This is a genomic window from Candidatus Leptovillus gracilis, assembly GCA_016716065.1.
Lineage (GTDB): Bacteria > Chloroflexota > Anaerolineae > Promineifilales > Promineifilaceae > Leptovillus > Leptovillus gracilis.
Genome location: JADJXA010000009.1, coordinates 1 through 19,592, shown reverse-complemented (window position 1 = coordinate 19,592; position 19,592 = coordinate 1). Strand labels below are relative to the sequence as shown.

Below are 19,592 nucleotides of genomic sequence, written 5' to 3'. Positions count from 1 at the left end.
GCCGCCCTCACCGCATCTTCCGGGTCGCGCTGGTCGGAGGAGGTGGCGCTGGCGCTTCTGGCGGCGGCTCTGCTTCAGGCGCAACGGCCGTTGCGTTTGTGGCCGTTGGTTGCGGGGTATCTATCGCTCCGGTGGCATTGTCACCTGGCTTATCTTGCGCCTGGGGTTGGTTGGCGGCCACGGCCGTTGCCGTTGCCCGCGACGCCGCCTTATCCGCCACAGTTGACCAATCCGTATACTTGCGCGACCGGTAGACGGGCTGCGGCAAATGCAGACCATCCGGCGGCGGCAGTTGGTCAAACAGGGGAATAGAATTCAGCCGCTGCCCCAGGAAAACATACCGCTGGTCCGCCAATGTGGTCGCCAGGACCTGACCTTTGGGCAAGGCCATCATTTCATTGGGCGACAGCGCCGCCCCCTCCCGCCATGACCAGGACGCGCCCTGATTGCTGCTGGTCTGTATCTGCGCCTGCCCTTCTTTGTTCTGCTGCTGCCGGGCGCTGCGCGAGGCCGACTGCATCGGGTTGGCCTTCATCGTCGTGCCGTAGAGTTCCGACATGAACCGCGCCGTCTCCATCTCCGCCGCCGGATACCACAGCTGGTGGTCACAGTTGGACAGAATCGCCCGCAAGCCCTCCCGGCCGTATAACTCTTGCAGTTGGGCCACCGACTGCACGTACAACAGCAGGGTGATGCCAAAACCACCGCAGGTGGAGAGGTAGTCGGCGATATTGCGCAGGCCAACGGCGGGCAGTTCGTCAATGGTCACCAGCATCTTCTGCTTCTGCGCTTGCCGCATTTGATACCGCAGAATGGCGGCAATCGTGGCGGCTATCACGCCCCCGGCGGCGCGCAAGTCGTTGAGGCTGTACGTGATATAAATGGTCCCGTTCTGACTGGCCCAATCGGGCGGCACGATCAGGTCACGCCGGCGCAAGTCGGGTGGAGCGATGGTATCAATGTGTTTTTGGTAGGGAGCCAGGCGGGTAGTGAAGTTGCCCAGGGCCGATGTCACGAACTTGTCTTCCTGATAGGCAGCCGGGGCGGCGCCATTGGTGAAGATGTCCACGTGCCGCCGCGCCGCCGGGACGGTGCGCAGCGCTGTTAACGCTTCGACCGGATTGCTCTCGGCCAAGTCGAGCAAAAGGCGGATCGGGTTAAGCTGCATGGCATGGGCATAAAGACCAACGGCCGTAAACAGCGACAGCGCTTTTTCGGCAAAGATCGGCTCGGAACTGGCCCACGGCCGTAACAGATGGGTGTGCAGTTCAATGGTCTCATCCCGGTCGCGCAGGTGGCGGTAGTAAGCGGAGAGATGCACCTGATGGCCGGGGATGCGATAGACAGGCCCTAGTTGGCGGCGCAAGGCGGCCGTGCGCTGGAACTGCTCGGCCTTTGGATCCAGCACCAGCGCCGGGCCGGGGTAATGGCGCAGCGTGTCGGTTAAATGCAGCCCCTTCCCGGCCCGGGTCGGCGCCACCACCATGACATGCCCTTCCGATTTCTGGTAATCCAGACCCAGCAGCAGTTTCCCCTTGCCCTCATCTATCTGGGTGAGGGGCACACCCTGTTTGATGACCAGCTTCTCCTTGAGATCCGCGGCTGCGACCCGCCCCTGGGAACGGGCCGCTTTTTCCAGCATCTTTTGCACGCCATACAGCGGGTTGGGCGGCTGGCTGAGGATGTAAAGGAAGAGGCCAATCGCCCCCGGCACAACCAGGGCCAGCGGCAGCCACAGCAGGTTGGGCGTTTCCCGCGTTTCGGTGATGACGCCGCTGCTTTTCAAGACGCGCCAGAGAAAGGAGAAACCGCCCATGCCGACGGCCATAAGCGGACGGACCACCCCTTCCAGGCGGGCAATCCCGGCCACGGCCGTGGGCGCATGTATCGCCCCCGCCAACCAGAAAGCAGCAAAGACAGCCAACACAGACCCGATCCGTTTTTTGCGGGCCGCGGGCAGTGATTGCCACCACTGCTTAACGTAAGTACCGATGGTAACTTGAGTAGTGCTGTTCAGATCCATTGTTCCACCTCCGACAGGCCCATTGCCTGGTAACTGCTTATCATATTCACCATCCTAAACTCACCTCCTGCCGCCGGACGCGCTTTGGCTCTGCGGCCAACGCCATTTCCGGCTGCACTTCTTTTTCCAGGTCTGGCGTGGGCGCTGCGGCCAACTGCTGCTGCTCCAGCCGGGCCAACTCCTGACGCACAGCCGTTTGCCAGGCCAGGAAGGTAGTCTTATCCAGCCGCTTATCCCGAAAAAAGAGGACGTGGGCGTGGCGGTAATCGGTATCCTGATGGGAGACCAGCCGCCAATCCCCGATTTCCCCGCTCTGGCTCATGGCCTGGCAAAATTGTTCCGGGGTTAGCTCCCCTTGCTGCACGGAGAGCAGCGCTTCAAAGGTGTAGCGATGGTTCAGGGCCGCTTCTCTGGCCCAGGCTATGACGGCTTCGTGGGTGTGGGAACGGCCGTCTGGTCCCAGCCACTCGCCGCGCTGCTTTTCTTCAAGCTGATTCTGTCGCTCCTGGCCGTAAGCAAAATAAAGCGCGGCGCGTCTGGCCGGGGTACTGGTGCGCCGCCCGGTTGGCGTCCGGTTTTCGTGCAGGCGCACGCCGATGAAAGGGATGGGATACTGGTCAGCCATTGTCTGCGGCATCGGCCACCTCCAGGGTCAGGAGAGAAACGAACTCGCTTAACGGCTTTCTCAGGTGGGCGACGGCATCTTGATGAATGTCGGCGCAGAGATTTTCCTTAATCAACCGCACCTGGGCGTCCGGCTGTTTGTGGGGGTCGGTAGAAACCCCCATAATGTCGGTGAAGTTGTCCGGATCGCGTTGGGCTTCACGCCGAAACAGTTGCAGGATGAGGAAGTCGGTTTTCCCGTTGGCTTCCTCGGCCGAAATGGCGGCATAGGAAAGCAGCTTGGCGAAGCGGTTGAACTGCCGGTTGAACGCCCGTTCCAGCAGGTTGGCGACCAGGCGGGGCAAAGCGTCGGCGGTGGTCTGCCCCAGGCCCATCAGGGCCAGGGACTCAATGGCTACGCTAAAATAGAGGCCGTGCCGGTCCGCGTATGCTTGCACTGCTTCTACCGCCTCGGCCGTCAGGGTCAGGTTTTTTCGTTCGGTCTTGCCGTAACGATCTTCACGATTTTCTTGAATGGGTATCTCAGTCAAAGGGAGCCTCCATTTGTTTTATGTGGGTTTGGGGGTAATAGGGGAGGCGGCATGAGGCACAACCAGGCAGCCGAAACAACCGGGCGCGGCCCTGTTTCGGGAGTGCAGTTTCCACCAAAATGGGCGGCGGTCAGTGGCGCATTGCTCTCGATTGTATAAGTGTGGGGAACTGGAAAGGCAAAAAAAGCCAACGGCTGTCAACGACAATTAGAAATGCCCATCAACGACAATTAGAAATGCCCATACCGTTCCCATAAAAACACGCCCCGACAAGCCGTCAGCCAGCCTGCCAACCACCACCATAGGCCCTCCTTAATGCTTCCCATCTGTCACCATATCTCATTGAGCCACACGGCCGTTTCCTCCAACCGCGCCAGCGTCAACCCGGCCGACTTACCAACATACCGCTTGTACAAAACGCCATGCACCCGGCGATAGGCATACCACAGTCCCATCTGCCGCCGCCGCTCCTTGCGGAAAGACACAGGTCCATACAACGGGCCATGCCCGCGACACAGATTGCGCCGCTGTCCACTGCAATAGCGGAAGGCCGACGCCGTTTCCAACCAGGCAAACCAGGCGGGTGACTCCACCGAGCACACAGGCACGGGGTCGGGATAACAGAACAAGAGTTGGTCACGGATTTCTGGCGTCATTTTTGCCACGATTTTCTCCCCCATGAAAAGTTACCCTACGCCCACCTCTGGTCGCAGCGCCGCCTGACTCCGTTGCGCCTCTTCCATGCGCATACTCTGGATGTCTCGCCCAAACTCAATGATGATGCTATGATGCACCACCCGGTCTATGGCGGCGCCGTCGTCAATGGGTCCTTGAATATCTTGTCCCACTCCGAAAAGACCAGGTTGGAGGTAATCACCAGACTGTGCCGCTCATACCGCTCGCTCAAAAGGTGAACAACACCTCCATCTCTTCCCGACTCTGCTGCACATAGCCAATATCATCCAGAATGACCACCTCAAACCGGTCTAAACGCCGCAGTTCTCGTTCCAGTTCATATTCCTGCTTAGCCCGCAGCAGCCGCCCCACCAGCTTGAAGGTCGGCGTAAACAGCACCGAACGGCCGTTTTCCACCAACAGATGCCCCACGGCCGCCGCCAGATGCGTTTTGCCTGTGCCCGGTAAACCAAAGCACAACACATTCTGGGCCTGATTGACAAAGTCCCCGGCCTGCAAATAGGGTAACTGCCGCCGGATGCGCAGCGGCAAGCGGCCTTCGTCAAAAACGGCAAACGTTTTCCCCGGCGGCAGCTTCGACTCCAGCCGCAGACGCTCAATGCGCCGCTGCTGCCGCGTCGCCACCTCCTGTTCCAACAAGTGGGCTAAAAAGCATCCAGCGGCCAGTTATCCCGTTCCGCGCAGCGCATCCCTTCCTCAAGCGCTGCTGCCATCGTCGGCAGCCGCAGCGTCTTGCAATGCAGCCGCACCATCTCGCTCTGATTCATGCCCGTCGTCATGCGCCACCGCCTAGCGCGCCACCGCTCAGCGCGCCACCGCTCAGCGCGCCACCGCTCAGCGCGCCACCGCTCAGCGCGCCACCGCTCAGCGCGCCACCGCTCAGCGCGCCACCGCCGACCAACAACTGGTCGTACAGGCGCAATTCCACCACCGGCTGCGTCAGCGCCGGCACGACCGCCGTTTCCACACGCAGGAGTTCGGCCACATCCACCTCGCTCCACGTCTGACCGGTGGTCAGCAGCAGTTCAAGCCGCCGCCACGTCACACTCTAGATGACGCGCCGCCAGATGCAGAATTCGCAAATAAGCTAAATCGGCCCGGCGTGGCGCATACTGCCGGTCCAGCGCCTCCCACGCCTGCCGAAAGACGAGCGAGGGGAACAAATCGTCCCGATACCGGTAGCGGCGAAAGCCCCCGGTTTGCGCAGCAAGCTGTCAATGACATGGCGGTAATTCACCTGGTGGACCTCATTGCCAATGAGCCGGGCGAAGCGGTCTACCAGTTGACCGGCGTAATAAATCTCCAACGACCACTCATGGATAACCACCGTCACCATTTTGCCGATGAGCGACGTGGGCACAGAATAAGTCTTCTCCAGCACTCGAATGAGGCTGCCCTGACTGACGCGCAGCCGCAGTTTGCTGTGGTTGGCCAGCGGCGTGGCCGACAACGGCCGCATCACCGCCAATTCTTCGCGCAATCGCATCTCGCGCCGTTTGTTGCGCTTGTCCATGATGTCAAACAAAAAGGTCTCATACACCGCCAGGCTGGCGAAATCGCGGCTGCCACGCAGCAACAACTGCTGCGCCACCGACTGTTTTAGCTTGCCGTTGCTCGATTCCACATCCCCATTCTCGTCAGACGCACCCAGATGAATCGTCTGCGGCGTCAGGCCATAGTGGGCCAGCAGCGCCAGATACTCATCGGTGTACGGCCGTTCGCGTCCCTCTTCATCACTGCGCAAGCGGCGGGTTGCCGCCGAACTGTTGTCTGTCTGGACAATTTGCGGCACATAGCCCAATTCAGCAATGCGCTTTGTAAGCCCAGGCGCACCGCGCTCAACGATTCCGACTGCGCCACACGCCCCCATTCCCAGTTGGAATAAGGCAGGACGCTGTGGATGAGCATGTGTTTGAACGGTTGTCCCTCCAGCGTCACCTCTAGTTCGGTCATCCAGGTGCCGTCCAACTGCATCATCTCGCCTGGCTCCCGTATCTGGTCCAGACTGGCCGTTTGCTCTTGGTTCAGCGCCCGCCAGGTCGTGACACGTCGTTGCAGGGTACGCAGTTGACCCTCCTGGTATTTGCCCGGCTGCTGTTCGCACAGCCAGTCGAACAATGTCTTAGCTTCCAACTCGGGGCCGCGGCCAGCATTTTCTCTAACATCGGCCACTCAGCAGCAAAAGCATCCGGTCGGGTCTTGTACGTCCGCGCCTTCTTAGTTGACGGGGCAGCAAACCCGACTGCTCGTATTTGCTGACTGTTTTGCGGCTGCGCAGATTGGCTTTGGCCGCCGCCTGTTCCTGATTCTTACCCTTTTTCGTTCACGCATAGCAATCCTCACTTGTGCGTCGGTGGCTGTCATTGCTTTACTCCTTACATAAATGTCAGGAGTTTAGCCGCAGTCACGTTGACGCCTAAATGGGCATTTCTAATTGTCGTCAGTGGGTAATTCTAATTGTCGTTGGCCGCAACGGCACGAACCGCAGCAGAACCCTTTGGGGCAAGACCAAACGCGCCTGTTTGTGGATGTGCCGTCGCCGTCGGCCTGGTGTTTCAGTTGTGGGGAGATGGATCATGCAGCCTCATGGGTGCATCATCCGTGCGTGCAAATCTAGCTTAGATTATATGGATGGTGGGGCGTGTGTCAAACCAAAGTTCATGCGCACCATCCCCAGGAAGATTGTGCGCCTATCGTGACGTGTTAAAGTAACGGCCGTTTGCCCCCTGTGCATCATCCCTGCCTGTGCATGATCTTCGCGCCACCAGACAAGCTTGCTTGCTAAGCCAGATCAGGGTGGGGGGTGGCCTGGCTGCCTGAAGGTGCAGCACCTTCAGGTTGAACGCCCTGGCGTTCAATCCGGGTGGGCGGGTGGGTAATCACTGCGCCAACCAGGATGCTGCGGCTTCACCAAAACCTTCGCCTTCATGCCGGCGTCACCCATCACCGGTCTCGCGTCTTGCCCACAGAATGCAGATACGCTTCCAGCGCCTGTCGCGTTGTCAGCCAGTTACTGCCGTGTTTGATTGCCTCCAACTTGCCCGTGCGCGCCAGAAAACTCAGGTACTCCTGGCTGTAAGGCGTCAGATTTGCCGCCTCCCGCAGCGGCAGCCACTCCTCGTCTACCGACGGCCGTGTTGTCTGCGGCGTGCAGGCTTCCAGATAGAGCGTCAGGCTGCGCTCCACTGCCCGGCCAACAAAGTTCACCAGCGGCGTCGCGTTCCCCCTATCGGCCTGGGCCAGCACCCGGTAGTATTGTCGCCGGTTAACGCGGGCAATGATGGCGGGCGGATACCCGGCCCGCAGCAATGTCAGATTCATGATCAGGCGGGCGGTACGGCCGTTGCCATCAATAAACGGATGAATAGCCACCAGTTGATGGTGGGCCAACGCCGCCAAAGCTACCGGTTCCATCATTCCCTCTTGCACTTGCAGCCAGCTTGCCCAATCATCCATTTGCGCCGGGATGTCCCAGGCGGGCGGTGGTTCATGGGCCGCGCCTACAATGCGCACCGGCAGACTTCGATACTGCCCCGCATTCTCATCGTCTATTTTTGCCAAAACCAGGGCGTGCAACTGGCGCACATAAAAGGGCGTGAGCGGTCCCTGCTGCCCCGCCAAAGATTCCACCAGCTTAATCGCCTCCTGGTGGTTGATCACCTCAAAATGTTCGCGCAGGCTTTTGCCGCCAATGGTAATGCCCTGTTCCAGAATCAACTGGGTTTCGCGCAAGCTCAGGGTGCTGCCCTCAATGGCGTTGGAGTTGTAAATCCACTCGATGGTCAGTTGTTCGTTGAGACGGCGCACGGCGGCCGTTGGCAACGGCCGTAATGCATCCAACTGCGCTTTTTTAGCTTGAATTCGCTCTTTTAGACGGGTCTCTAGCATCGCAAGCTCCATATATCGGTATCGGATAACAAATATTATAGCATATCCGATACGAAATAAATGCACCTTTTCAGGTGGATGTTAAACGAAAGAGCGGCGGACGGCGCTGGTGGACACAGGTGGTTCTTCAGCAGCAGTCCTGCTGCACGGCGAGCTTGCTCGCCAATGGGCGGGTGGGTGGGTATTCGCTTGCACCAGCCAACGCCTCACCCGATGCCCCACACGCAGGCCATCGTTTCCGGTTTTGGACAACCAGAGCGCAGGCATGAGCGCGCCACGTTTCTTGCGCCCACACCTGCTCCGCTCTAAATCACGCCAAACATCACCTGGCGCGACTGGTTGATGCGCCCCAGGTTGCCCGTAGCCTCTTCTAGAAAGACGGTCAACCGCCGCTCCAGTTCAAGGGATTTGGCCCACAGCAGCTCTTTGGTCACCGACCCGGCCGGTCCCAAAAACACCTGTCTGGTGCGGATGCGGCCGTTCACCCGCCGTCCCTTCTGCAAACTGGCCAGTATCTCATCAGAGCGACGCTTGTCTTGTTTGTAAGTCAGGGTGTAAATGCCGTGGGGCAGGACCACGATTTTACGCTCCGGCCGCTGCAACCACCCTTCACGCAGCGTTTCAAACCACTGCACGCGCATCTCACCGCGCAGCCTGACCATCTCCTGGCCTAACGGCGCTAGTTCGGCGTAAGGCAATAGATATTTCTGCCGGTATTCCTGGTAGATGTTCACCAGCGATTCCCTTTCCAGATCACCGACGACCGCCGATATATCAGCCCAGGTATAGCCCGTCAGGCGCATCGCCACGATGAGCGCGCCGCGGTACATCTGTTCCGGATACCAGCGTTCGCTGCTGACGCCTACCAGAATCGTGAGCAGGTCACGGAACAAATCGGCTGTGTCCGGCGGTGGTCCGGCTTCATGCCACAGCACCGTCCATTCCACCGGCCGCGGCACCAGGTCACGCTGTCGCACTTCCGGCACCCGCCAGACCAGGCTGTCAGCGCCGTTTTCGTCATCGGCGTCAATGCTTTCGGCTGTGTCAATCAGCGTATATTCGCGCGCCACAAGGGATTTCCAGCCACCGTTCAGGCCGCGCACGTGGACCCAGGCATAGTTCTTCAAGGCCGTGCGGGCGCAGGTATAAGCATAGGCCAGCGGTTGGTGTTGGTTTTCCAGGAACGCCAGCAGGGCGGTTTGTTTCATATCGGCCCAATGGACCTGCCATTCACGGCCGTTAAAGTGGTATTGCTGCCCCAATTCACGCGCCAGTGCCCCGGCGCGCCCCTGTAACTCCTCCAGCGATACGTCGCCGGTGAGCGGCGCAAGTGGCATCCCTCCACCAGCGGGTGAATCTTGATAACTGTCCATGGCTGTCCTCCAGGTAAGTAGCACAGCGCCCGGTCTGGAAACGCCAATGGCCTCCAGAACCGGGCGAAGAAAAACGCCGGGCTGCTGGCCCGGCGGCGTCGGTTAACAACAGTGCGAATCACGGCCCGACCCCATAAGTGACCAAGGCGGGCAGCTATCAGGATTACTCCCGGTCAACGCCATGCCGCCGTCCGTTGTAGGATTTGGTCACATTCCGCACATACGGGCTGCGCCGCGGCCAAAACAGGATGACCAGAATGGTGACGAGAGAAATGAGGATTAGGGCTTCAAGCATGAGACCTCCGGTTAACAGGTGCAGGTAAACAAAAAAAGAGCAGCCACCCGGTTGGGTGACTGCTCTCTCTCATTGGAAACAACGCCTATTTCAGAACGGCACGTCGTCCTCGGCATAGGCCGGTTCGGCCGCGCCGTTGGCGTGACCGTTAGCGCCGTTGGCGGTGGCGCCGTTGCCATTGCTGCCCAGGAACTGCACCCGGTCGGCCACCATCTCAAACGATGCGCCCACCGAGCCGTCCTGCCGTGTCCACAGGCGCGGGCCGCCCGTGTTCGGGTCGGGACGCAGCCGCCCTTCGACCAGCACCTGGCGACCTTTGTCCAGGTATTGGTTGGCCGCTTCGGCCTGACGCCCCCACACGGAAACGCGGTACCAGGTGACTTCTTCCTGCGGCTGGCCGCTGGCGCGATCCGTCCAACGCCGGTTACAAGCCACGGAAAGGTTGGTCACAGCCTGCCCGTCAGGCATGTACTTCATTTCTGGCGCGCTGCCCAAATTGCCAACGATGATGAGTTTTTGATACATGTGTCACTCTCCTTATAACGTGAAATTGGGTTGATAAAAAACTCATCTTATCTGGCGCGATAGCGCCTCCGGGCAGCCCTGCCAGCCCCTTTGTCTTCCCCCCAACCAGGCGCAAGCAAAAAAAACGGCTACCTACTCCGAAGAGCAGATAGCCGTCCTGGCAAAACTAAAAAGAAATTGTGATTACCGATCGTATGGTTGTTCTATTTTCAATTCTGGCACAGAAGGTATCGATTCAAGTTCAGCAAACCATGCCACTGCCGGTTTATGCCCACGCTGCACATCAATGAGAATATCTGTGTCTAATAGATACATAGAGGCTACTCCCGCACTCGTGTCTCTGCCTGAGCACGAATTTGCCGCGCATATAGTTGGCTATCATCAATCTCCTTGCGAGAGCCTATAAGCCCAGCTTCTTGCCAATATGCTACCAATTCGTCACCTGTTTCAGGTTTTTTCTCAGTTAATTCTCGGGAATAGAGCAATCGTAAGGCATAATCGGATAAGGGTATGCCCAGCTTACCGGCTTCAGTTGCCAGTTCACGCGCTAAATCTTGCGGTAGGTCAATTGTCAATGTCATCTTTGTCCTCCAACTTTGCAAAACAAGACGAACAAACTCTCGCTTTGTCCAACATTATAATGGATACCGTCAATGGATCATAAAACAGACGATAACTAACCCCGAAAGGCCAGTTACCGTCTTGATGAATAGGAAAAGAAACGTCAGATTGCCGGTTCCAGCACCGCCAACACGTTGCCGTCAATGGCATGCGCCCAGGCAATGCGCCACTGGTCATAGCGGATGGCTGCCAGTTCGTGGTCTTTTTGCACGTAACCGAACAGGTTGCCATGCGGCGTGCGCGTCACCACCCGGTTGCTATCGGTCACCTCGGTGGTAAGTATCATGCCGCGAAACTGCTCTTGCACAAAGTCGGCAATGCGGGCTTTGGCCTGGTCCCGTTCGGCCGGCGGCACGTCGCTCATGCGGCTGTAGGCACGGCCGTTTCGTGAATTGAGCCAGTTGAGCCAGACCCCATTCAGCCTGACCGGTACGCCGGAACGCCGCGCTTGCGGCTTCTCGTTGTAGAAAAGAACCGCGCCGGATGTCGTCCATATCGGGTCACCGAGCAGTCCAATCTGACGCAGGGCATCGAGCATGGCCCGGGCAATGCCTGACTCCCGACCACTGCCATCCCGTTTGGCGCCCAACTGCCAGATGAGCGCATCCCGCACCGGCTCGCCATTTTGTGGCCCGTGTACATACAAGTACGCCGCTGTGCCTAACAGGACAAACGGCCGTTTCTCCACCGGCCACTGAGCCAGGAATGCTTCACTGGCTTCACGGGCAGCGTCGAAGTTTGCGTTGAGCGCAATCGAAACATCATCGGAGGCGACTTCAGTGCCAGCGCAAACAGCGCCGATTGCCTGCCGGATGACGCGACTATACGCCTGACGCAAATCCTTGCCGACGTGCAGCCAGTCACGGCCGTGGTCAAAGAGTTCCAGCGGCGGGCACGCTTCCGTAGCCAGCGCTTCCACGTCGGCCCAATACTGCGCCTTGTGCAGTTCCAGGGCATTGGCCAGAGTGTCCAGCCAATGGGCGGTTTGGCAACCGCTGGTTTGACAACCGCTCGCAGCCGCCTCCGCCTGCGGCCGCAACCATTCCGGCAGCCGGTCCACCAACACAGCCGGCATGGCGCGGTTGGCGTTGGCCTGACCATGTTTAACCATGCGAGTGATGGCCATCTGATTCCACTGCTTGACGGGTGCCAGGTTTAGCCCGGTCTTCACCGAGCCGTCAATGACGGCCTCCAACGTGGCCGGGAGATGGTCTGGTAAACGGCCGTAAATCGCTTTGCACAACATGAGCGCGTTGCAATGCGCACCCAAAACCCCCTGATTGGCGGCAGCGCGATGGATGGTTGACGCCATGGCCTCGATTGTGTATGATACATTTGTTCTATGGGAGTCGCTTGCTTCCGTTAATTCGCCGTACTGATAGTTCGTGCTATCAATACGGTTCGGGAGCAGGCGTCTTTTCATTTTAGGGGCTGCCAGAGAGCCGTTGGCCGTGTCCCAGGCGATGACATGGCTGTTGGCGGTCGGCTGCAACACCACATACTCGCCCAGCTGATTGGGACTGCGCCAGATAAGCATCTTCTGTAACGGTTGGTTTCCATCCGCGCTGTCACTGACGTCGGCAAACGGGAAGACCCAGACGGCGTCATCGCCATCACAACCACCCAAAACATCCACAATTGTCGTCAACCAATCGCTGTCATTGACCCAGGCCGTAGCGCAAGCCGGGTCGAGTTCAACGTAACCTTCTGGCACGTCCCGGTTGCCCACAACCGCCGGGAACAAATAATATCTACCCCCAGGCGCCGGACAGCGCAGCTTGCTGGCGCGGCTGCCCAATCGCTTGAGATGCTGCCGCGCCACTGCTTTGACCATCCCGGCAAACCACATCAGGCTGCCACCGCTGGCGATATACTCGCCCACGTGCCAGTCGGCCAGGCTGTCTAAATCGGAGACGGATTCGGCATCGTACAAGCGGTTGAGAATGCTGGCTAAACGGCCGTCCCGAATCCCACTCAGGAACAACTCGCTCTCCATGCCTGCCCAGGCCAACAAATGCTCTGGCTGGAAGAAGGGATGCAGGTTGATGAGGCTCTGGATGTCCAGGCACATCTGGTCTTCGCTGTGGATGGGATTGAGGCCGATGAAGACACTGCCGTCTACCAGCGCCAACTCCTGTTTGGCGCTGCCGGCCGGGAACATGAAATCGACGGCGAGATCATCCACCACCAACACGTGTCCCTTGTCCTGCCCGCCGGCGTGCAGCGTCGTCACCTCGAACCGGTTCGTGTGCAGCAGTTCGCGGCGATGGCGTTCATCGAGATCCAGGCTGTCGGCCAGCCGCTGGATGAAACTGCGGCTGGCCTGGCCGCTGCCATCCCACAGACGGCCGTCGAGGTGCGGGTTGTAATCTATCCTGATGTCGGTATCGCGGAAGAAGCCCCAGTAACGAAACGGCCGCATGACGCGAGAGAGCCGTTTGCTCAAAACGTAACCACCTTTATGCATGGACAGTTGCAAGCCGAAGCGAGCCAGGAAAGTCTGGGTATCCATGCCAGGAATGGTTAAATCCAGCACTTTATCGTCCTTCACCCAGCGGAGGGTAGGGGGAGCGACCTGGAAAATCTTGGTCAGCGATTCTTCGTCACCGAACGTATGAGAGACAATCTGCCACTGTAGTTCATTGGGCAGAAACGGATAGGCTAAACCACCACGATTATCATCGTAACGTAAAACGGTCATCATCATTCTCCTATTAAATTGGGGTTGAAATGGATTGATAAAGGGGAGGGCATGAATTGCGCCGCTCCCCCGATAAGACATTAGAAGGGGAAATCTTCGTCGTCAGCAGGCGGGCTTGACTTGCCGTAGACCACTTTGGGCAATGGCCGAAACCAGTAGACCTCCACACCGGTTTGCCGTACCTGCTCGTCACCCTGAGAGAACCGATACCCCAGGTGCAGCCGACCCCACTGCCAACGGCCGTTACTGTGGTGCAGCGTGGGAATCCGAACACCAACGTAGGCATCATGGTGATCCAGAACAAAACACTGGTTGACCTCCAGGTACAGCGGTCCGATATGAGCGGCGTAAGCATCCTCGCAGGCGCCATAATGTTCTTCATAACCACGCGCCCAGCAGCTGAAGATGAGACGGGAAACCAGGCCGGCCATGAGCGCAGCCGAATGGTTGAATACACGTTGAATAAACATGGAAAACGCTCCTTTGATCGCATATGGGTAAACAAAAAGGCCGGTTGCAGACGCAAGGTCTACAACCGGCCTCATCACACCAGGCCTTATTAAAACTTCACAAAGCCCATGGCCGCAGGCCATCATGGGTGACAAAAAGAGGATGCTGCTCTATTTCCTGCCGTTTTGATTCGTTCTCTCGAAACCGGTTCATGACCGGGGGATGAGAGGCAAGGAGGTAGTATGGCTAACTAAATCCTTGATAACTTGTGGTTCGATGTTGGGTGCAATCCCCAACCTCTAGTGAACGGAGAATGCTACATCCCCATGGTAGCGACTGGACATCAATCCGTGAAGCGGGATGAAAAAGCGGGTCGCCTGGGTTCGACCAGGTCATCCCCGCAAGCAGGTATCTATGGGTAGGAATACGAACAGACGTCTGAAGCATCGTGAATAGAAACAAGCCTACGCGGACTATTGGCTTGCCCAAAATGGGAAAGGATAAGGGCCTGGCGCATGGCAAGCACGACCAGGGTTCACCCCGACAAACCCGGTGTATAGTCTGACCCTAAGGATACGCAAAACGAACCACAGGAACGAAGTAACCCCGCCCGTGCTCTCAGCCGGACTGAGCAGGCGCCAACCGGATGCCGGTCGGGGAAGGATTCCCCAAGAAGCAAAAGCCGGGGGTAATGCCCCGGATAGGCAGACGGGGGACGCATGATTGGAAGGTAAGGACACAAGTAGGAGTAACCAGGTTATGAACACGGTACAACAACCGGATGTATGAATGGAAAGACCTGGCCCCTGGAAGAAATTCGAGGCGGTCGGTTTTCAAGCTCCAAAAAAGCGTATTTACCAAGCCTCAATTGAGGATGACAGAAAAACAATCCACAAGCTCCAAAGGCTCTTAATTAACTCTTGGCACGCTCGGTGTCTCGCTGTCAGACGGGTTACGCAAGACAATCGCGGCAAGAATACTGCCGGCATTGATGGCGTCAAACGCCTTTCACCCAGCTAACGATTGTATCTGGCGCAAACGCTGAAACTTCGACAGAAAAGCCCGCCCCGTGCGGCGCGTATGGATTCTAAACCAGGTAAAACGGAGATGCGCCCTTGGGTATCCCCACCATACGCGACCGAGCTGAGCAAGCCTTAGCCAAGCTTGCCCTGGAACCCGAATGGGAAGCTCGCTTTGAACCAAACAGTTACGGATTCCGCCAGGACGCTCCGCCCATGATGCTATTGAAGCCATCTTTCAATCTATCTGCCTCAAAGCAAAATAATGTCCTCGATGCAGACATCGCCCAATGCTTCTACCGCATTAGCCATACCGCACTGTTGGCAAAACTGGAACCTTTTCCCCTTATGCCCTTCGCCGTTCCATCCGAGCCTGGCTCAAAGCTAGGATCATGGAAGAAGACCGGCTTTTCCCCACACCCGCCGGTTCGCCTCAGGGTGGGGTCATTCGCCACTGTTAGCCAACATCGCTTTACACGGTCTGGAAACGGCCGTCTCGGAAAGCACACCCACAGGCGCGATTAATTCGTTATGCCGATGATTTGGTGGTATTGCACAAAGACCTGCACCCGTCATTGAGCAGCTAAAGGAAACAGCGTCAGCATGGTTAGCTGGGATGGGGCTGGAATTGAAACCAAGCAAAACATAACACCCATACATTTCACCCAGCATGAAGGCAAGGTTGGGTTCGATTTCTCGGATTTCATGTGCGTCAATACCCGGCGGGTAAGAATCGCTCCGGGAAAACGGGGTATCCGGCCCAACTTGCCACCAAAGCCAAGACCATTATTAAACCCAATAAGAACGCGATGCAACGGCACTACCAGGAGGTTAAGCGCATTATCGAGGCGCACCCATTCACACCACAGGCACGCTCGTCTTTCAACTCAACAAACTACACGCGGCTGGACTGCCCTTTGCCACGGTTGCTTCAAAAGATGCCTTTTCCAAACTGGCAATCTCACCTTTGTCAAGCTTCTCCCGCTGGGCAAAGGTCGCCACCCATCTAAATCCGGAAATGGATTGCCCCGTAAATATTGGCATCCTGACCGGGAACTTCCCTCTTTGCCGCGCCTGTTGGTCTGCCGCTTTACCGGCATTTCGAAACACCCATCAAGCGACATGTCAAGGTAAAGGCAGCAAGAGTCCATATGATGGAGATTGGGTTGGGGCCAAAAGAAGAGCGGGCTTATACTGGAACCCCAACACGAGTAGCGAAGCTACTGAACAGCAATCTGGTTTGCGCTCATTGTGGATTGTATTTACGTCAGGTGATCTTCTGGAAGTTGACCACATTGTTCCCAAGCCAGCGGAGGTAAAGATAGCTATACCAACTGGCAGCTTCTTCACCAACACTGTCATCACCAGAAGACTGCTAAGGACAAACGTCTAAGGCAGCGTTGGAGGCGCTCATGAAAATGTGCCAGTCATGCGAGGAGCCGGATGAGTGGAAACGCTCACGTCCGGTTTTGAAGCCGGGGGCGGGGGCGACCCGTCCCCCTAGGTTATACAGTTTGCCATCAAACATCAAGACACTTACGTGATCGGTTGTGGGAATCCTGTAGGATCCCAGTAGGAATCCGCAAAGATTGAGACCATTCCGTAAGGATGAGACCGGTTCCGTAAAGATTGAGACTGGACAGTTAAGTTTCGGCGACGAAATGGGTAGTTTTCCAGAGGTAGCCCGAAAATTTCACGTGTAGGATTGATGAAGGGCACGAACAGCCCCCCTTGTAGGCCATTATCAATCTTTGCGGAATCCAAATAGGCCATTATCAATCTTTACGGAAACTCCAGCCCTATCAAAGCCCTTCCAGAGTATTCGGTCTCAATCTTTACGGAACAGTCTCAATCTTTATGGAATCCTTACAACAAACCCCACCTTGCATTAAAATTCGTTCCATCACGTACCAACCACCAGTCCAGCCGATGACCAACCACAGCCCTACATCCCCGGGTCCTCGCCACACCTCCTTTGCAGTTTCAGCCCTGGTTCATGCCCGTATGCCAGAGTGGGGTGGAGTGTGGGTGACGCCAACTAGCCTCGTTGACTGTCGGGGGAAACGGTAGACCTCCACGTGCTGGAAGCAGGCGGGCAGGTAGTCGGTCAGTTGCGGCGGCGCAGGATGTGGCGCGGCACCACCTCGATACCCACCAGCCTATCACTGCCGTCCTGCCGGACGCCTCCTGCCTCAGGCCATCTGCCCCCACTGCGGCGGCGCGGTAACCTTACGCTCTCGCCAGCGCATGAACGGCATTTGCAGTCCACTTCTGGCGCACCTCGACAACCAGAGCCAGACATGCGGCAGCCACACCCACGTCGCCCAACTCAAATCCGGCCCCTTCAACCACGCTCCCAAAGCCCGCCGCAGGCTGTAGGCCCCGACCAGCCCACTCCCCCCTCCGCCCTCTTAGCCCCCTCCCGGCGAGTGCGGTTGCCTACCAGCCCACGGCAAAGAAAAAGAAGGCCAGGCGGTTACCCGCCTGACCCTCTTCTGCTTCATAAGCTTCCATCACCTGCTGCAGTCCCTCCCCGCCGCAGCTAAAGACCTTCTGGAAGACAGGCTATCTCAGGATAGAGAACAGAATCCGCAAACACAGCTCAGAGCGAGCCAAACACACCCATATGACTTTGATGCACTCTCCTCTCTCGTGCTATAGTAAGTTGGCATGATGGCGTTATTCACCACCTATGTCATGCCCGGGTTCCATTGTCCCGTAAAGCCAATCTGACAGTGGACAAGCAGACCAGGTGACCGGTCTGAGCCCAATGTGCGGAGGAGCCTACCTCTTAGCAAGACCGTAAGGTCATATATGAGTTCTGATGGGCATATAGGGCAGACAAGGCTACTCCTAACCCACCGTAACCGGAGAGTTTTTCTTTTTTTCTCGGCAGTTGAACGAACGAGGCTGCAACTCTCCAGTAAAGTACCGGGCCAACCCAAAAGTCCCAATTTGGACAGTTTTTGACCCCGGAGAGAACGGCCGTGTTCATGGCTGGCCTTTTTTTCAGATGGAACTGGCGCGTGTCGCTGTTGGATGCCGGAGCCGGAATCGGCTCCTTGTCTGTAGCCTTTCTGGAAAGATGGCGGTCGGGTGGGTTTCATTTTTCCACATGTGCACGTGGATGGTTTGAACTGGACCACTCTTTGATTCAGCACTTATCACATACCCTGAACAAATACGATCATAGAGGCGATTTTATCGCCAACATCTACGCCGAAGATTTCATCCATACGGCCACCGACTCACTCTCAGGTTCTCTGTTTTCAAAAAGACTCCGAGGATACACCCACGCTATACTGAATCCGCCTTACAAAAAAAATCAACAGTGATTCAGCCCACCGACTTGCTTTACGCCGTGCCGGGATTGAGACAGTTAACCTATACTCAGCTTTTTGTGGCGCTAGCGCTGGCTCTCACCCCTGCCGGGTGGACAACTGTTGACAATTTTCATTCCCCCGTGCTTCTGCAATGGGCCGTATTACCGGCCCTTTCGCGAGTTATCCTCCAACGGGCAGCCATCCGCCATATCCACCTGTTTGACTCGCGCAGCAAAGCGTTTAAGGATGACCAGGGTCCTACAAGAGAACATTATCATCAGGCTCGATTGCTGTGACCAATGAGGACCGGTGACTATCTCTACGTCAACCGACGACACCTTTACAGACCTTACCACCCACGAGTATCCTTCGAGCAGATTACTTTCCCGACGATCTAGGAGCTTCATACATGTGCCGATCGCCTGAAATAAGCGCCTTTGCGCATTCCCTTGCTTTTCCTACACTTTGGCCGATCTTGGTATCAGCGTATCAACCGGACCAGTGGTGACTTTCGATTGAAAGCGCACTTACGCGAGATGCCCGAACCAAGCATTGTCCCCCTGCTCTTTCAGCCATTTCAATAAGAGTGGCTTCAACTGGCCCATTAAAGGCATGCAAAAGCCCAACGCCATTCTGCAATCCGGGAACCGAAAAGTGGCTTTTATCCCGTGGGCTTCTATTGTGTGATCCGGCGTTTTTCGTCGAAGGAAGAAAAAACGCCGGGTAGTCAGTCAGTGTTGAGCCGGGGATATTTCGGTGACGCGCCAATGCTTGGCTTTGAGAATCACCTGAACCTGCTTCATGCGGACAAACACGGATCGCCTGGATCATTGGCCAGGGGGGTTGGCGTCTACCTGAACTCTACGGCCGTTGGACGCGAACTTCCTCGACGCTTGAAGCGGCCACACGCAGGTAAATGCCACCGACCTCAAACTCATCACCAATTCCCCCAGCCGTGAAACCCTCGTATTAAACTTGGCGAGTGGGCCGCCAGGCAAAGGTACTTACACAGTCCATGATTGACGCCAGGTTAGAACCGTGACTGCACGAACACCCATAACGACTACACATTGAGGCTGCACAACAAATCCATAATTTCCTTGGGCTTACCACGTGCACAGCAAAACGAGCGGTCCGCCCTCTGTCTGTTGGCTTTGGTAGACCTGACGCCGGCAAGTCGTGGGCTGATGCGACGAACCCACTGATGGGCATAACGCCCATCATGGGTTGGGCCGGCGGCATTATGATAAGATTATGCGCCGAATACCCGCGAAACAGCGCCCGACAGACCGGCACCACGATTTTCACCGCTGATGCAGGCATCGCGTTTTACAACGGATAAACCAGGCGTCCGGTAAACAGCCCCAGGACCGTCACTCAAGTCAGAACCGGCAGCACTCGCTCTATTGCGCACTTTCGGCACACCACAATGGCACGGGAATCTCACTGTTTACCTGGAAGCACGCGAAACAGTGGTTTCCGCTATGCAAAGAACGCCAGCAAAACCGTATCCCCGTCGTGATA

13 protein-coding genes and 4 pseudogenes are annotated in these 19,592 nt (G+C 57.1%); 3 read left to right on the top strand and 14 right to left on the bottom strand.

Annotated elements, in window-relative coordinates; translation table 11 throughout:
- Positions 1-7: 7 nt before the first annotated feature.
- The 14 genes and pseudogenes from IPM39_20320 to IPM39_20255 all read right to left on the bottom strand — a co-directional run bounded on the left by IPM39_20320 (position 8) and on the right by IPM39_20255 (position 13,746).
- Positions 8-2,023: a type IV secretory system conjugative DNA transfer family protein gene (locus IPM39_20320; GenBank protein MBK8988379.1), complete on the bottom strand. Its 2,016-nt coding sequence runs from the start codon at positions 2,021-2,023 to the stop codon at positions 8-10.
- Positions 2,024-2,069: 46 nt separating this feature from the next.
- Positions 2,070-2,660 (bottom strand): hypothetical protein, encoded by a 591-nt coding sequence (locus IPM39_20315; GenBank protein ID MBK8988378.1) that lies wholly within the window; start codon positions 2,658-2,660, stop codon positions 2,070-2,072.
- Positions 2,641-3,177, bottom strand: a complete 537-nt coding sequence (locus IPM39_20310; GenBank protein ID MBK8988377.1) for a hypothetical protein — start codon at positions 3,175-3,177, stop codon at positions 2,641-2,643. The genes IPM39_20315 and IPM39_20310 overlap by 20 nt, the downstream gene beginning before the upstream one ends.
- 329 nt (positions 3,178-3,506) lie before the next feature.
- Positions 3,507-3,842: a hypothetical protein gene (locus IPM39_20305; protein ID MBK8988376.1), complete on the bottom strand. Its 336-nt coding sequence runs from the start codon at positions 3,840-3,842 to the stop codon at positions 3,507-3,509.
- 21 nt (positions 3,843-3,863) lie between these two features.
- Positions 3,864-4,640, bottom strand: a pseudogene (locus tag IPM39_20300) (ATP-binding protein).
- Between the two features lie 8 nt (positions 4,641-4,648).
- Positions 4,649-4,918 carry a hypothetical protein gene (locus IPM39_20295; protein ID MBK8988375.1) on the bottom strand — a complete coding sequence of 90 codons (270 nt, stop codon included), beginning with the start codon at positions 4,916-4,918 and terminating at the stop codon, positions 4,649-4,651.
- Between the two features lie 42 nt (positions 4,919-4,960).
- Positions 4,961-5,617: a hypothetical protein gene (locus IPM39_20290; GenBank protein MBK8988374.1), complete on the bottom strand. Its 657-nt coding sequence runs from the start codon at positions 5,615-5,617 to the stop codon at positions 4,961-4,963.
- Positions 5,542-6,006, bottom strand: a complete 465-nt coding sequence (locus tag IPM39_20285) for a hypothetical protein (protein MBK8988373.1) — start codon at positions 6,004-6,006, stop codon at positions 5,542-5,544. The genes IPM39_20290 and IPM39_20285 overlap by 76 nt, the downstream gene beginning before the upstream one ends.
- Before the next feature lie 810 nt (positions 6,007-6,816).
- Positions 6,817-7,761, bottom strand: coding sequence for a Fic family protein (locus tag IPM39_20280; protein MBK8988372.1), 945 nt, complete (start codon positions 7,759-7,761; stop codon positions 6,817-6,819).
- Positions 7,762-8,066: 305 nt separating this feature from the next.
- On the bottom strand, positions 8,067-9,134 hold the full coding sequence (locus IPM39_20275; protein MBK8988371.1) for a hypothetical protein: 1,068 nt from the start codon (positions 9,132-9,134) through the stop codon (positions 8,067-8,069).
- A 385-nt stretch (positions 9,135-9,519) separates the two neighbouring features.
- Complete coding sequence (locus IPM39_20270) at positions 9,520-9,954, bottom strand: single-stranded DNA-binding protein (protein MBK8988370.1); 435 nt, start codon at positions 9,952-9,954, stop codon at positions 9,520-9,522.
- Between the two features lie 320 nt (positions 9,955-10,274).
- Positions 10,275-10,535 (bottom strand): hypothetical protein, encoded by a 261-nt coding sequence (locus tag IPM39_20265; protein MBK8988369.1) that lies wholly within the window; start codon positions 10,533-10,535, stop codon positions 10,275-10,277.
- A gap of 143 nt (positions 10,536-10,678) precedes the next feature.
- Positions 10,679-13,276, bottom strand: coding sequence for a hypothetical protein (locus tag IPM39_20260; protein ID MBK8988368.1), 2,598 nt, complete (start codon positions 13,274-13,276; stop codon positions 10,679-10,681).
- Positions 13,277-13,356: 80 nt separating this feature from the next.
- Positions 13,357-13,746: a hypothetical protein gene (locus IPM39_20255; GenBank protein MBK8988367.1), complete on the bottom strand. Its 390-nt coding sequence runs from the start codon at positions 13,744-13,746 to the stop codon at positions 13,357-13,359.
- 761 nt (positions 13,747-14,507) lie between these two features.
- Between IPM39_20255 and IPM39_20250 the strand changes: the two are divergent.
- From IPM39_20250 to IPM39_20240, 3 pseudogenes are all read left to right on the top strand, one after another.
- A pseudogene (locus IPM39_20250) lies at positions 14,508-16,161 on the top strand (reverse transcriptase N-terminal domain-containing protein).
- Positions 16,162-17,738: 1,577 nt separating this feature from the next.
- Positions 17,739-19,110 (top strand): annotated as a pseudogene (locus IPM39_20245) (SAM-dependent methyltransferase).
- A 28-nt stretch (positions 19,111-19,138) separates the two neighbouring features.
- A pseudogene (locus IPM39_20240) lies at positions 19,139-19,592 on the top strand (restriction endonuclease).